Origin of the sequence: Nocardioides fonticola, assembly GCF_039536805.1 — a bacterium.
In the GTDB taxonomy this organism is placed as follows: Bacteria; Actinomycetota; Actinomycetes; order Propionibacteriales; family Nocardioidaceae; genus Nocardioides; species Nocardioides fonticola.
The window spans coordinates 1-14396 of the sequence record NZ_BAAAZH010000023.1; the positions used below are offsets into that span (position 1 = coordinate 1).

The window sequence follows — 14396 nt, forward strand, 5'->3', positions numbered from 1 at the left end:
CCGCCAAGCCCGCTCCGGCCCCCGAGGCACCCGCTGCCCCCGAGGCTCCGGCTGCGGCCGCCCCGGCCGCCCCGGCTGCCCCTGCCGAGGCTGCTCCCGCGCCGGAGGTGCCGGCTGCTCCCGCCGCCGCTGCCCCGGCTGCTCCCGCCGCGCCGAAGCCGCCGGCCCCGCCGGCCGGTGGCGCGACCCCCAAGGCCCCGGCCCCGCGGCCGGTCGGTCGCCCCGGCGCGCCGCGTCCGGGCAACAACCCCTTCGCGTCCTCCCAGGGCATGGGACGCCGTCCCGCCCCGGGCCCCGGTGGCGGCGCGGCCGCCCCGGCACCCGGTGCCGGCGCCCCGAGCGGCGACCAGCGTCCGCCGCGTCCGCCGGCCGGTCGCGACGGCTCGGCCCCGCGTCCGGGCATGCCGCGTCCCAACCCGGCGATGATGCCCAAGTCCCCGGCCGCCTTCGGTGCGCGTCCCGGCGGCGGCCCCGGCCGTCCCGGCGCTCCCGGTCGCCCCGGTCCCGGCGGTCGTGCCGGCGCTCCGGGCCGTCCCGGTGCCGGTGCCGGCGCGGGTCGTCCCGGCGGCGGTGGCTTCGGCGGCGGTCCCGGTGGCGGTGGCGCCCCCGGCCGTCCCGGCGGTGGCGGCGGTGGCCGTCCCGGCCAGCGTGGCCAGACCCAGGGTGCCTTCGGTCGCCCCGGCGGTCCCTCGCGCCGTGGTCGCAAGTCGAAGCGGGCCCGTCGCCAGGAGTTCGAGGCCATGGAGGCCCCGACGATCGGCGGCGTGCGCGTCCGCAAGGGCAACGGCGAGACCGTGCGTCTCGCCCGCGGTTCCTCGCTGACCGACTTCGCGGAGAAGATCGGCGTCGACGCCGCCTCGCTGGTGCAGATGCTCTTCAGCCTCGGCGAGATGGTCACCGCCACCCAGTCCGTGGGCGATGAGACCCTCGAGCTGATCGGCGAGGAGCTGAACTACGTCGTCCAGGTCGTCTCCCCGGAGGACGAGGACCGCGAGCTGCTCGAGTCCTTCGACATCGAGTTCGGCGAGGACGAGGGCGACGAGTCCGACCTGGTGGTCCGTCCGCCGGTCGTCACCGTCATGGGTCACGTCGACCACGGCAAGACCAAGCTCCTCGACGCGCTGCGCAACGCCAACGTCGTCGACAAGGAGGCCGGTGGCATCACCCAGCACATCGGTGCCTACCAGGTCGCGGCCGAGGTCGACGGCACCGAGCGCCGCATCACCTTCATCGACACCCCGGGTCACGAGGCGTTCACCGCCATGCGTGCCCGTGGTGCCCAGGCCACCGACATCGCGATCCTCGTGGTCGCCGCCGACGACGGCGTCATGCCGCAGACGGTGGAGGCGCTCAACCACGCCAAGGCGGCCAACGTGCCGATCGTGGTGGCGGTCAACAAGATCGACAAGCCGGAGGCCGACCCGACCAAGGTCCGCGGCCAGCTGACCGAGTACGGCCTGGTGCCCGAGGAGTACGGCGGCGACGTCATGTTCGTCGACGTCTCGGCCAAGTCCGAGCTCAACCTCGACGGGCTGCTCGAGGCCGTCGTCCTCACCGCGGACGCCTCCCTCGACCTGCGCGCCAACCCGACCCAGGACGCCCAGGGTCTGGTCGTCGAGGCCCACCTCGACCGCGGTCGCGGTCCGGTGGCCACGGTGCTGGTCCAGCGCGGCACGCTGCGCGTCGGCGACTCGATCGTGGCGGGTCCGGCCTTCGGCCGCGTCCGCGCCATGCTCGACGAGCACGGCCAGGAGATCGCCGAGGCCACGCCGTCGCGTCCCGCGATGGTGCTCGGTCTGTCCGCCGTCCCCGGCGCCGGCCAGAACTTCCTGGTCGTCGAGGACGACCGGATGGCCCGCCAGATCGCGGAGAAGCGGGAGGCGCGCGAGCGTGCCGCCCAGCAGGCCAAGCGCCGCGTGCGTCGCACCCTCGAGGACTTCATGGCCTCGATGGAGAAGGGCGAGAGCCAGGAGCTCAACCTCATCCTCAAGGGCGACGTGTCCGGTTCGGTGGAGGCCCTCGAGGACGCCCTCGCGCAGATCGACGTCGGCGACGAGGTCAGCCTGCGGGTCATCGACCGCGGTGTCGGTGCGATCACCGAGACCAACGTGGACCTCGCCGCCGCCTCCGACGCCATCATCATCGGCTTCAACGTCCGGCCCCAGGGCAAGGCGGGCCAGATGGCGGAGAAGGAAGGCGTCGAGATCCGCTACTACTCGGTCATCTACCAGGCGATCGAGGAGATCGAGGCGGCCCTCAAGGGCATGCTCAAGCCCGAGTACGAGGAGTCCACCCTCGGCCAGGCGGAGATCCGCGCGATCTTCCGGTCCTCCAAGATCGGCAACATCGCGGGCTGCATGGTCACCAGCGGCGTCATCCGCCGCAACGCCAAGGTCCGCGTGCTGCGCGACAACGCCGTCATCGCCGACAACCTCGACCTCGCCTCGCTCAAGCGGGAGAAGGACGACGCGTCGGAGGTCCGCGAGGGCTTCGAGTGCGGTCTGGTGCTGCGCAACTTCCAGGACATCCGCGAAGGCGATGTCGTGGAGGCGTTCGAGATGCGCGAGATCCCGCGCAACTGATCGGCGCCAGGTAGGACACCGACACCCTCGGGTGTCACCCCACAGCCGGCGCAGGTCGCCGTCCCTTCGCGGACGGCGCCTGCGCCGGCTGGTCCGGGCTCCTCGCCCGGACATGTGAGACGAGAGAGGCACACCCCATGGCCAATCCCCGCGGCCGCCGCATCGCCGACCGGATCCAGGTGATCGTCGCCGAGATGCTCGAGCGGCGCCTCAAGGACCCCCGCCTCGGCTTCGTCACCGTCACCGACGTGCGGTTGACCGGCGACAACCAGCACGCGTCGGTCTACTACACCGTGCTCGGCACCTCCACCGAGCAGGCCGGCACCGCGCAGGCGCTGGAGTCCGCGCGCGGACTGCTGCGCTCGGAGGTCGCCAAGCAGCTCGGCATGCGCACCGCGCCCACCCTCACCTTCGTCCATGACGCCCTCCCCGAGGAGGCCGCGGCGCTGGAGGAGGTGCTGGCCAAGGCGAAGGCCCACGACGAGGAGCTCGCCGCCCAGCGCGGCGCCGCCTACGCCGGCGACGCCGACCCGTACAAGAAGCCCCGCGACCTCGACGACGACGAGGACGACGACGACGACGACTGGGACGACGAGGACGAGGACGACGAGCGCGCGTGAGCGCGGCGTCCCCCGTCACCCCCGGCCTGGTCGTCGTCGACAAGGCGGGGGGCATGACCTCCCACGACGTCGTCGCCCGGGTGCGGCGGCTGGCCGGCACCCGCAAGGTCGGGCATGCCGGCACCCTCGACCCGATGGCCACCGGGGTGCTGGTGCTCGGTGTCGACCGGGCCACCCGGCTGCTCGGCCACCTCATGCTCACCGACAAGGCCTACGACGCCGTCGTCCGGCTGGGGGAGTCGACGACCACCGACGACGCCGAAGGCGAGACGCTCGCGGTCGCCCCTCCCGACGCCCTGGCCGCCCTCACCGAGGACGCCGTCCGCGAGGCGTTCGCCGCCTTCGTCGGCGACATCGAGCAGGTGCCCACCGCCGTCTCGGCGATCAAGGTCGACGGCAAGCGGGCCTACCAGCGGGTGCGCGACGGCGAGGACGTGCAGCTCGCGGCACGACCGGTCACGGTGCACGCGCTCGAGGTGCACGAGGTGGCCCTGCCCGAGGTGCGCATCTCGGTGCGCTGCTCCAGCGGCACCTACATCCGCGCCATCGCCCGCGACGTCGGCGCCCGGCTCGGCGTGGGCGGCCACCTCACCGCCCTGCGACGCACCGCGGTCGGCCCCTACGGTCTCGACGTCGCCGCCACCCTGGAGGACCTCGCCGACGGCTTCGCGGTGCTCCCGATCGCCGACGCCGCGCGGGCGGCGTTCCCGGCGGTCGACCTCGACGACGCCGGCGCCGCCGACGTCCGGGTGGGGCGCTCCCTCGACGTCGCGCTCCCGGCCCTGACGGCGCTGTTCGCGCCCGACGGCACCTTCCTCGCGCTCTACGAGCCGCGCGAGGGGCGCGCTCGGCCGGTGGCCGTGTTCGTCTGAGCGCGGGCGTTCCGTAGGCTTCCCCTGTGCAGATCTGGCGCTCCTTCGACGACGTCCCGGCCGACCTCGGCCGCACCGTCGCGGTGATCGGCAACTTCGACGGCGTCCACCTCGGTCACCGGCACGTGGTCAGCCGGGCGCGGGAGATCGCCGACGAGCGCGGCCTGCAGGTGGTCGCGGTGACCTTCGACCCCCACCCCATGGCCGTGCTGCGGCCCGAGCACGCCCCGACGACCCTGACCTCGATGGAGGTGCGCGCCGCTCTGCTCGCGGAGGCCGGCGCCGACGCCGTGGTCGCCGTCCCCTTCTCGCGCGCGGTGGCCTCCTGGACGCCGCAGGAGTTCGTCGACCGCGTGCTGGTCGAGGGACTGCACGCGGCCGCCGTCGTCGTCGGAGCCAACTTCCGGTTCGGCAACCGGGCGGCCGGCGACGTCGCCACCCTCGTCGAGCTCGGCGCCACCCGCGACTTCACCGCCGAGGGCATCCCGCTCGACGGCGGCCCGCAGGTGTGGTCCTCCACCTACGTGCGCACCTGCCTGGCCGCCGGCGACGTCGCGGGCGCCGCCGAGGCGCTCGGACGCCCCTACACGGTGCGCGGCGTCGTCGTGCAGGGCGACCAGCGCGGGCGCGAGCTCGGCTACCCGACCGCCAACGTGCCGACCGACGGCCTCACCGCCGCGCCCGCCGACGGCGTGTACGCCGGCTGGCTGACCCGCCTCGACACCGGCGATCGGCTGCCCGCGGCCATCAGCGTCGGCACCAATCCCACCTTCGACGGCGTCCGCGAGCGCCGGGTGGAGAGCTACGTGCTCGACCGCACCGACCTCGAGCTGTACGGCGTCGAGGTCGAGGTCGCCTTCGTCGAGCGCATCCGCGGCATGGAGGCCTTCGACTCCGTCGAGGCGCTGCTGGAGCAGATGGCCGACGACGTCGCCCGCACGCGCGACGTGCTGGCGGACGGGTGACCGAGGGCGCTGCGGCCCCGGCCGTCGCCGCGGCCGAGGCCTGGTTCCTGCGCCACGGCCTGCCCTACTTCGTCGACGACATCCGCGCTCAGGTGCGGCAGCGGCTGAGCCGTCCCCGCCTCGTGGCCGTGGCCACCTCGGCGCTCGCGCTCGGGGCGGCGGCCGGCGTCCTGGTGGCGCTGGTGGAGTCGGCGTCCGCCGGCGTGGCCGCGGGCGTCAGCGTGGTGCTGGGCTGGCTGGCGCTCTACGGCCTGCGGGCGCTGAAGGCCTCGGTGATCGCCGCCTGGGCGCTGCGCCGCGCCTTCGGCAGCCTCGGACTGCTCGTGCCGCTGGCCACCCGCGCCCTGCCGATGCTGCTGCTGTTCATCACGTTCCTCTTCATCAACACCGAGGTGTGGCAGGTCGCCTCCGCCCTGCACGGCGGCGTGCTGTGGACGACGATCCTCTTCTTCGCCGCCGCGGCCATCGGCTTCCTCGTGCCCCGGATGGCGCAGGAGCTCGACGAGTACGACGACCGGGTGCACGAGGACGACCTGCGCGCCGCGACCCGGGGCACCCCGCTGGAGGCCGTCGCCGAGGAGATGCTCGCCGACGACGAGGTCGACCTGCCCGAGCAGGCCCAGGTGACCGGCCTGCAGATGGTGAACCTCGTGCTGGTGCTCGTGGTGGCGCAGGTCGTGCAGGTCTTCCTGCTGGCGCTGGCGGTCTTCGGGTTCTTCCTCGTGTTCGGGGCCGTGGCCATCGACCCGCACGTGATCGAGGCGTGGGTGGGGGAGGCCCCGCACTACCCGCCGGGTCCGCACTGGTTCAGCATCGAGCTGATCCGGGTGGCGACCTTCCTCGCGGGCTTCAGCGGCCTCTACTTCACCGTCACCGCCATCACCGACGACACCTACCGTCGGGAGTTCTTCACCGCGATCATGCGCGAGCTCCAGCGCGCCGTCGGCACCCGCGTGGTCTACCGGGCGCTGCGCGACGCGACGCCGTCCGCAGGCTGAGTGGGCTGCACGGCCTTCCACGGGGCTGGACGCACCCCGCCCCCGCCACCGGGGGAGCGGTGACGGGGGCGGGGTGAGGATCGCGCCGGCCCTCAGGCGTCGAGATCCTTCGCGACGAGGGCCGCGATGGCCTCGACGTGCTCGGCGTTCTCACCCGACACCTCGATGGTGTCGCCCTTGGCAGCACCCAGGGTCATGATGAGCAGCGCCGAGTCGGCCTCGACGGGGTCCTCGCCGGGGACGGCGAGGTAGACCTCGGCACCGAGTTCCTCGGCGGCCTCGGCGATGATCGCGGCCGGTCGGGCGTGCAGTCCGACGGCGGAGCCGACGGTGACGGTCTGGGTGGGCATGGTGTCCTCTCGGGTCGGGTGGGGGATCAGGCCGCTGCCGCGACGGGCTGTCGGGAGGCGGCGGTCGACTTCAGGATGATGACGAGAGCCGCCGCGACGGCCACGCCGGCTGCCAGGGCGATGAAGAAGCCGGCGATGCCGTCGACGGCGAACAGCACGAAGATGCCGCCGTGCGGAGCCCGCAGGCTCACCCCGAAGAGCTCGGAGAGGGCACCGGTGACGGCGCTGCCGGCCATGATCGAGGGGATGACCCGCAGCGGGTCGGCCGCCGCGAACGGGATGGCCCCCTCGGTGATGAAGGAGATGCCCAGCGGGATCGCCGCCTTGCCGTTCTCCCGCTCCGCCACGCTGAACAGCTGCGGGCGGATGAAGGTGGCCAGGCCGAGCGCGATCGGCGGCACCATGCCGGCGAGCATGACCGCGGCCATGATCTTCAGCTGGGGCGCGTCGGTGGCGGTCGCCGCGGCGGTCAGGCCGGTGGTGGCGAAGACGTAGGCGGTCTTGTTGAGCGGGCCGCCCATGTCGAAGGCCATCATCAGGCCGAGGACGGCGCCGAGCACGATCGCGGAGCCGCCGGACATCGAGTTGAGGCCGTCGTTGAGCTGACCCATCAGCTTCGAGAGCGGCTGGCCCAGGACGGCGAGCATCACGAAGCCGGAGACGAGGGTCGCGCCCAGCGGGATCACGAGCACCGGCATCAGGCCGCGGGCCCAGGTGGGCACCTGGAGGCGCCCGATCCACAGGGCCACGAAGCCGGCCAGGACGCCGCCGATGATGCCGCCGAGGAAGCCGGACTGCGTGGTGCCCGCGATGGCGCCCATGACGAAGCCGGGGGCGATGCCCGGACGGTCGGCGATCGCGAAGGCGATGTAGCCGGCCAGCGCGGGCACCAGGAAGCCGAAGGCCGCCCCGCCCAGCACCAGGAAGAGGGCGCCGAGGTAGGTCAGCAGGCCGCCGTGCGCCAGCGCGGCGCCGTTCGCCATCACGTAGTCGTCGGGGTTGGGCAGGTTGAAGAGGCTGGAGTTCAGCACGATGTGCTGCGCGGTGTTGACGCTGGCGTCGCCGAACGTCGAGCCGAGCGCGATCTCGTAGCCGCCGAAGAGGAAGGCGAGCGCGATGAGCAGACCACCGGCCGCGACGAACGGGATCATGTAGGAGACGCCGGTCATCAGGATGCGGCGGGTACGCCCGCCCCAGCTCTCGCCGGCCGAGGCCGCCGGGATGCCGGAGGCGTCGCCCGAGCCGCCCTCGACGCGCTGCGCCGTCGGGTCGTCGATGGCGCGCAGCGCCTCGGCGATCATCGCGTCGGCGTCGTCGACGGCCTTCTTCACCCCGCCGGAGACCAGCGGCTTGCCGGCGAAGCGGTGCCGGTCGCGCACCCCCACGTCGACGGCGAAGACGACGGCGTCGGCCGCGGCGATGATCTCCGCCGGGATCGGGGTGGAGCCGGCCGAGCCCTGGGTCTCCACGACGATGTCGACGCCGGCCTTGGCGGCAGCGGCCTGCAGGGCCTCGGCGGCCATGTAGGTGTGGGCGATGCCCGTGGGGCAGGCGGTGACGGCGACCAGGCTGCGTCGTCCGGAGGTCGCCGTGGCCGGGGCGGCGGGAGCCGCGGGCTCGAGGACGCCGGAGACCAGCGCCACGACCTCCTCGGCGGAGGTCGCCGCCCGCAGGCCGTCGGTGAACTCGGACTTCACGAGCGCCCGGGCCAGCTTGGTGAGCAGCTCGAGGTGGGTGGCGTCGCCGCCCGCGGGAGCGGCGATGAGGAACACCAGGTCGGCGTCGCCGTCCTTGGCCCCGAAGTCGACGCGCGGTGCGAGTCGGGCGAAGCCGAGGGTGGGGGTGGACACGCCGCTGGTGCGGCAGTGCGGGATGGCGATGCCGCCCCGCAGGCCGGTCGCTGAGGTGGCCTCGCGGGCCTCGGCGTCGGCGATCAGCTGCTCGACGTCGGCCGCCCGGCCGGCCGCGCCGAGCGTCTCGGCCAGAGCGCGGATCACGGCGTGCTTGTCCGAGCCGAGATCGGCATCGAGACGGACGAGCTCGGGGGTGATCAGCTCGGTGGTGATGAGATCAGACACGTCAATCTCCCAGGGTGGTGGACAGTCCGCGGACGGTGACCAGTTCCGGGTGGACCTGGGTCGGCAGCGGGATGGTGGTGCCGGGCAACCCGGCTGCCGCACTGCCGTAGGCCACGGCGAGTGCGAGTCGGTGGGCGGTGGGCTGCTGGCGCAGCTCACCGAGGAGGTAGCCGAAGAGGCTGGAGTCGCCGGCGCCGACGGTGCTCACGACCGTCGTGGGCGGCGGCGTGGCGTGCCAGGCGCCGGTGCGGTCGACGAGCACCGCGCCGTGGCCGCCGAGGGTGGCCAGCACGGTGTCGACACCGGCCTCCACGAGCGTGAGAGCGGCCTTCGCGGCGGCCTCGGGGTCCTGCTCGAGCTGCTCGGCGTCGCCGCCGGTGAAGGAGGCGAGCTCCTCGGCGTTCGGCTTCATCAGCGCCGGTGCCGCCCGATCGAGACCGGCCACCAGCGCGGCCAGCGGCTCGTCGCTGGTGTCGACGGCGACCCGGGCCGGCAGGTCGGCCAGCGCGGCCACGAGGTCGGCGTACCAGTCGGTCGGCGCGCCCGGCGGCAGCGACCCGGCCAGCACCACCCACGAGGCCCATTCGCCGCGCTCGTGCACCGCGCGGGCGAGCGCCTCGAGCAGCGCGCCGTCGACGACGGCGCCGGGCGAGTTGAGCTTGGTGGTGGTGCCGTCGGGCTCGGTGATGGTGAGGTTCACGCGCGGCGAGGAGGTCGTGGGCACCGGGGTGCAAGTGATGCCGGCGGCCCGCAGCTCGGCGACGAAGGGGTCGTCGGCCGGCGCCGGCAGGACGGCGTCCGTCGGGACGCCGGCGGCCACGCAGGCGCGGGAGATGTTGACGCCCTTGCCTCCGGCCTGCGAGGTGACCGAGACGACGCGGTGCACCGCGCCGCGGGTGAGCGGCTCGTCGAGCGCTGCGGTGCGGTCGAGGCTGGGGTTGGCGGTGAGGGTGACGATCATGCGATGACGACCTCCAGTCCGGAGTCTTCGAAGCGGCGGCGGTCGGTCTCGGCGAGCTCGTCGTCGGTGATGAGCACGTCGAGCTCGTCGAGGGCGGCGAAGCGCACGAGCGCGTCCTGGCCGACCTTGGAGGAGTCGGCCGCGACGACCACCTGACGCCCGGCGCGCACCAGAGCCCGCTTGGTGGCGGCCTCCTCGGGGTCGGGGGTGCTCAGGCCGTGCTCGTGGCTGATGCCGTTGGTGCCGACGAAGACGACGTCGGCGCGCAGGCGGGAGAGCGCCTCGACCGTGTCGGCGCCGACGGCGGCCTGGGTGGTGGCCCGGACCCGACCCGGCAGCAGGTGGAGGTCGACCTGCGGGAAGGCGGCCAGCCGGCCGATGAGCGGCACGGAGTGGGTGAAGACCGTCAGTCGGACGTCGCGGGGCCAGGCCGCGACGAACCGCGTGGTCGTCGAGCCGGCGTCCAGGACGACGGTGGAGCCGGCGGGCGGCAGCAGCTCGAGGGCGGCGGCGGCGATGCGGTCCTTGGCCTCGACGTTGACCCGGTCGCGCTCCACGAGGCCGGCCTCGAGGTTCGACAGCGCGTGGGCCGGGACGGCGCCCCCGTGCACCCGGCGCAGCAGGCCGAGGCGCTCGAGGGCCGAGAGGTCGCGGCGCACGGTCTCGGTGGTGACGTCGTAGGCGGCGGCGAGGTCGGCGACGGAGAGTCGGCCGCGCTCGGCGACCAGCTGCGCCATCGCGTGCTGACGTTCCTCGGCGTACATCGTGTGTGGCTCCCGTCACTTTCTGTGTTTGTGTTGTTTTATGCCCGATCACCTTTGACTGTCAAGAGGGCGCGCGGATAACGTGTGAGCATGGTCACCGCGCACCCCGCTCCCGGCGCCGCCCTCCGCGGCACCCCGGTCGTCCCCGGCCTCGGTCTGGGTCCCGTCCTGCTCGTCCGCACCGAGATCGACCCGGACGCCGTCGCGGCCTTCGCCGCCCGCCCGGTGCCGAGCGAGGGGCGCGAGGAGGAGGCGCTGGCGCTCTACGACGCGGCGGTCGCCGAGGTCGCCGCCGGCTTCGAGCGCCGCGCCGAGGCCGGTCACGGCGCGGCGGCCGAGGTGCTCACCGCGAGCGCCGGCCTCGCGCGCGACAAGGGCCTGCGCTCCGCGGTGCGCAAGAACCTGCGGGCCTCGGACTCCACCGGCCTGCTCGACGCGCTGCACGCCGCCGTCGCGCAGTTCGTCGAGCTCTTCACGCAGATGGGCGGGCTGATGGCCGAGCGGGCCACCGACCTGCGCGACATCGAGCGCCGCCTGGTCGCCCACCTGGTCGGCGTCCCCGAGCCGGGCGTGCCCACGCCGTCCCAGCCCTCGGTGCTCGTGGCCGAGGACCTCGCGCCCGCCGACACCGCCGGCCTCGACCCCTCGCGCGTGGTCGCGCTGGTCACCGAGCGCGGCGGCCCGACCAGCCACACCGCGATCATCGCCCGCCAGCTGGGCATCCCCTGCGTGGTCGGCACCGCGGGCGCGCTCGGGCTCGCCGACGGCGTCACCGTGCTCGTCGACGGCGCCGCCGGCAGCATCGAGATCGGTCCGGATCTCGACACGGCGGCGAGCCGGGTCGAGGCCGATCGCGCCGAGCGGGCCCTCGTGGCCGCGTGGGCCGGCCCGGGTGCGACCGCCGACGGCGTCCCGGTGAAGCTGCTGGCCAACGTCGCCGACGGCGAATCGGCCGGCAAGGCCGCTGGCGAGCCGGTCGAGGGGGTCGGGCTGTTCCGCACCGAGCTGTGTTTCCTGAGCCGCGCCGACGAGCCGAGCGCCGCCGAGCAGGCCGACATCTACGCCGAGGTGCTCACGTCCTTCGCCGGCCGGTACGTCGTCGTGCGCACCCTCGACGCCGGCTCGGACAAGCCGGTCGCCTTCGCCACCCACGAGGGCGAGGAGAACCCGGCCCTCGGCGTCCGCGGACTGCGGCTCTCCTTCGACAACCCCGGCCTGCTCGGCCGCCAGCTCGACGGCATCGCCGAGGCCGCGCGCCGCGTCGGCACCGAGACCTGGGTGATGGCGCCGATGGTCGCCACCGTGGCCGAGGCCGCCGACTTCGCCGCGCAGGTGCGCGAGCGCGGCCTCAAGGCCGGCGTGATGGTCGAGGTGCCCTCCGCGGCGCTGCTGGCGCACCGCATGCTCGAGGTCGTCGACTTCCTCTCCCTCGGCACCAACGACCTCACGCAGTACACGATGGCCGCCGACCGCATGGCCACCGACCTGGCGCACCTCACCGACCCGTGGCAGCCGGCGGTGCTCCAGCTCATCGCGATCACCGCGCACGCCGGTCGCGCGGCCGCCAAGCCGGTGGGCGTGTGCGGCGAGGCCGCCGCCGACCCGCTGCTGGCGTGCGCCCTCGTGGGCATGGGCGTCAGCTCGCTGTCGATGGCTGCGGCCGCCGTCCGGCCGGTCGGCGCGCGCCTGGCCCAGGTGACGATGGCCCAGTGCGAGGAGGCTGCCGAGGCCGCCCTCGCTGCCGCCGACCCGGCTGCGGCCCGGGACGCCGTCCGGGCCATCGTGGGCTGAGCCGATCGGGTGTCGGTGCGACGGAGCTGCACGTCGACCCCGTCACACCTGCACCACTGATGACATCGGACAGGCGAACCTGCCCGAAATCGGGCTCATCGGGGCCGGAATCGGCAGGTTTCCCCGGCCGGCCGGGGAAACCTGCCCCCCGGCGACAACCTGACGGCCTCAGCCCACCCCCACCACCTCTACCGGCAACCCCGTGAGCGCGGCGTTGCCGGAGAGCGGGTCGACCCGCTCGGGGTCGGTGAGGTCGTTGACCGACACCCCGGGCACCCCGCTGGCGTGCCGCAACCGGACGCCGGGCAGCGCGTGGCCGAAGCCGTGGGGGAGCGAGACGACGCCCGGCATCATGTCGGCGTCCGCGCTGACCTCCACTTCGACGGCGCCCACCCGCGAGGTCACCCGCACGAGACCGCCGTCGGGCAGGCCCCGGGCGGCGAGGTCGTCGGGGTGCATGAGCAGGTGGTGGCGCGGCCGGCCGCGGGTGAGCCGGTCGGTGTTGTGCATCCAGGAGTTGCAGTCGCGCTGGTGCCGGCGCCCGATGAGCACCAGGCCCTCGCCGCCGGGAGCGGCCGCGAGCATCGCCTCCAGACGCGGCAGGTCGGCCACGATCGCCTCGGGCACCAGGCTGAGCCGCTTGTCGGGAGTGGCGAGCCGGGCAGGCAGCGTCGGCTGCAGCGGCCCGAGGTCGACGCCGGCCGGCTCGGCGAGCAGGTCGTCCATGCTCACCTTCCCGCCGGCCGCCAGCATGAAGGCGACGAGGTCGCGCGGGGAGGCGGCGGCCGCCGCCTCCGCCTCGGGGGAGAGGGGGCGGCCGAGCCGCTCGGCGATGCGCTTCGCGAGCTGGTAGCTGATCCACCAGTCGTGGCGCTGGTCGTCGTCGGGCTCGAAGAGCGCGGGGGTCCAGCGGGCGGTGTTGCGCACCGCGAAGGCGTGGAAGACGACGTCGTAGTGGTCGCGCTCGAGGTGGCTGGTGGTCGGCAGGATGACGTCGGCGTGCCGGGTGGTCTCGTTGAGGTAGATGTCGATGGCCGCCATGAAGTCCAGGGCGTCGAGCGCCTCGGCGAGCTTGTCGCCCGAGGGCGTGGAGAGCACCGGGTTGCCCGCGATGGTCACCATCGCCCGGATGCGGCCCTCGCCCGGGGTCAGGATCTCCTCGGCCATGACGACGGCCGGGAACTCCCCGCCGACCTCCTCGGCACCGCGCACCCGGCTGCGCCAGCGCCCGTGGGTGCCCGGGCCGGCGAGCCCGTGCGCCACCAGGTCGATCGCGGGCTCGGGGAACATCGCGCCGCCCGGGGCGTCGAGGTGGCCGGTGAGCACGTTGAGGACGACGATCGCCCACTGGCACAGGGTGCCGAACTCGTGGGTCGAGACCCCGATGCGCCCGTAGACCACCGAGGACGACGCGGTGGCGAGGTCGCGGGCCAGTTCGCGGATCACCTCCGCGTCGATGCCGCACACCGCCGCCGCGACCTCCGGGGTGAACGGGGCGGCGAGCTCGGCGAGCCGGTCGAGTCCGTCGACGTAGGACGCCGGCCGGGCGAGCCCCTCGGACAGCAGCACCTGGATCATCGCCATCAGCAGCGCGGCGTCGGTGCCCGGACGCACGAAGTGGTGGGCGTCGGCGATGCGGGCGGTCTCGGTGCGCCGCGGGTCGATGACGACCATCCGCCCGCCGCGCGCCCGCAGCTCGCGCACGCGGCCGGGGAAATCGGGCACCGTCATGAGCGAGCCGTTGGAGGCCATCGGGTTGGCGCCGATCACCACGAAGAGGTCGGTGCGGTCGAGGTCGGGCACCGGGATGAGGAACTGGTGGCCGAAGACCTCGCGCGCCACGACGTGGTGCGGCATCTGATCGACTGTCGAGGCGCTGAACATGTTGCGCGTGCCCAGCGCCTTCTTGAACGGCCGGCCGTGGGTGAACAGGCCGAGCGCGTGGGCGCTGGGATTGCCCTGGTAGACGCCGACGGCGTCGGCGCCGTGCTCGGAGATGGTCGCGGCGAGCCGGTCGGCGACGAGGTCGAGCGCGTCGTCCCACGCCATCTCCTCCCACGTGGCCTCGGCCCCGCGGCCGACGCGGCGCAGCGGACGGCGCAGCCGGTCGGGATCGGCGTGGATGTCGGCCAGCGACACGCCCTTGGGGCAGATGTGCCCGCGCGAGAGCGGATCGTCGGGGTTGCCGCGGACGCCGGTGACCCGGCCGGCATCGGTGTCGATGGTCAGGACGAGGCCGCAGATCGCCTCGCACAGGTTGCACACGCCCAGTCGGGTCTCGATCGTCACCGGGTCAACCTAGACCGAGCGATCGCTCGGCGAGAAGGGTCGCGGCGCCGCGCTTTTGGTCGAGCCGGTGCCGCGCCGATAGTCTCTCCCGGTTGCCGTCAGAACGGCCGCGGACAGAGAGCGCCC

The 14396-nt window shown here is 74.1% G+C and carries 11 protein-coding genes; 6 read left to right on the forward strand and 5 right to left on the reverse strand.

Annotated features, from left to right (window positions below; genetic code table 11):
• The 5 genes from infB to ABD671_RS14785 form a co-directional block, all read left to right on the forward strand.
• The coding region (infB, locus tag ABD671_RS14765; RefSeq protein ID WP_344734183.1) for a translation initiation factor IF-2 at window positions 1-2582 on the forward strand (2582 nt) is incomplete at its 5' end.
• Between the two features lie 137 nt (window positions 2583-2719).
• Complete coding sequence (rbfA, locus tag ABD671_RS14770; RefSeq protein ID WP_344734184.1) at window positions 2720-3202, forward strand: 30S ribosome-binding factor RbfA; 483 nt, start codon at window positions 2720-2722, stop codon at window positions 3200-3202.
• Entirely contained in the window at window positions 3199-4074 is an 876-nt protein-coding gene (truB, locus tag ABD671_RS14775; protein WP_344734185.1) for a tRNA pseudouridine(55) synthase TruB, read from the forward strand. The genes rbfA and truB overlap by 4 nt, the downstream gene beginning before the upstream one ends.
• A gap of 26 nt (window positions 4075-4100) precedes the next feature.
• The gene (locus ABD671_RS14780) at window positions 4101-5039 is read left to right on the forward strand and encodes a bifunctional riboflavin kinase/FAD synthetase (RefSeq protein WP_344734186.1); all 939 of its coding nucleotides are present in this window, start codon (window positions 4101-4103) and stop codon (window positions 5037-5039) included.
• Complete coding sequence (locus ABD671_RS14785; protein WP_344734187.1) at window positions 5036-6037, forward strand: hypothetical protein; 1002 nt, start codon at window positions 5036-5038, stop codon at window positions 6035-6037. Before ABD671_RS14780 ends, ABD671_RS14785 begins: the two co-directional genes overlap by 4 nt.
• 92 nt (window positions 6038-6129) lie before the next feature.
• Here ABD671_RS14785 and ABD671_RS14790 read toward each other — a convergent pair whose 3' ends face one another.
• The 4 genes from ABD671_RS14790 to ABD671_RS14805 are packed head-to-tail and all read right to left on the reverse strand — an operon-like array spanning window position 6130 to window position 10190.
• Window positions 6130-6387 (reverse strand): HPr family phosphocarrier protein, encoded by a 258-nt coding sequence (locus tag ABD671_RS14790; protein WP_344734188.1) that lies wholly within the window; start codon window positions 6385-6387, stop codon window positions 6130-6132.
• Window positions 6388-6413: 26 nt separating this feature from the next.
• A complete protein-coding gene (locus ABD671_RS14795) occupies window positions 6414-8453 on the reverse strand; it encodes a PTS fructose transporter subunit IIABC (protein WP_344734260.1) in 2040 nt (679 codons plus the stop codon).
• A 13-nt stretch (window positions 8454-8466) separates the two neighbouring features.
• The gene (locus ABD671_RS14800; RefSeq protein ID WP_344734189.1) at window positions 8467-9426 is read right to left on the reverse strand and encodes a 1-phosphofructokinase family hexose kinase; all 960 of its coding nucleotides are present in this window, start codon (window positions 9424-9426) and stop codon (window positions 8467-8469) included.
• Complete coding sequence (locus ABD671_RS14805) at window positions 9423-10190, reverse strand: DeoR/GlpR family DNA-binding transcription regulator (protein WP_344734190.1); 768 nt, start codon at window positions 10188-10190, stop codon at window positions 9423-9425. Before ABD671_RS14805 ends, ABD671_RS14800 begins: the two co-directional genes overlap by 4 nt.
• A 90-nt stretch (window positions 10191-10280) precedes the next feature.
• On the opposite strand from ABD671_RS14805, the gene ptsP reads away from it, so the two are divergent.
• Window positions 10281-11981, forward strand: coding sequence for a phosphoenolpyruvate--protein phosphotransferase (ptsP, locus tag ABD671_RS14810; RefSeq protein WP_344734191.1), 1701 nt, complete (start codon window positions 10281-10283; stop codon window positions 11979-11981).
• A gap of 168 nt (window positions 11982-12149) precedes the next feature.
• Here the strand turns inward: ptsP and ABD671_RS14815 are convergent, their stop codons facing one another.
• Window positions 12150-14270: a molybdopterin-dependent oxidoreductase gene (locus ABD671_RS14815; protein WP_344734192.1), complete on the reverse strand. Its 2121-nt coding sequence runs from the start codon at window positions 14268-14270 to the stop codon at window positions 12150-12152.
• Between the last annotated feature and the right edge of the window lie 126 nt (window positions 14271-14396).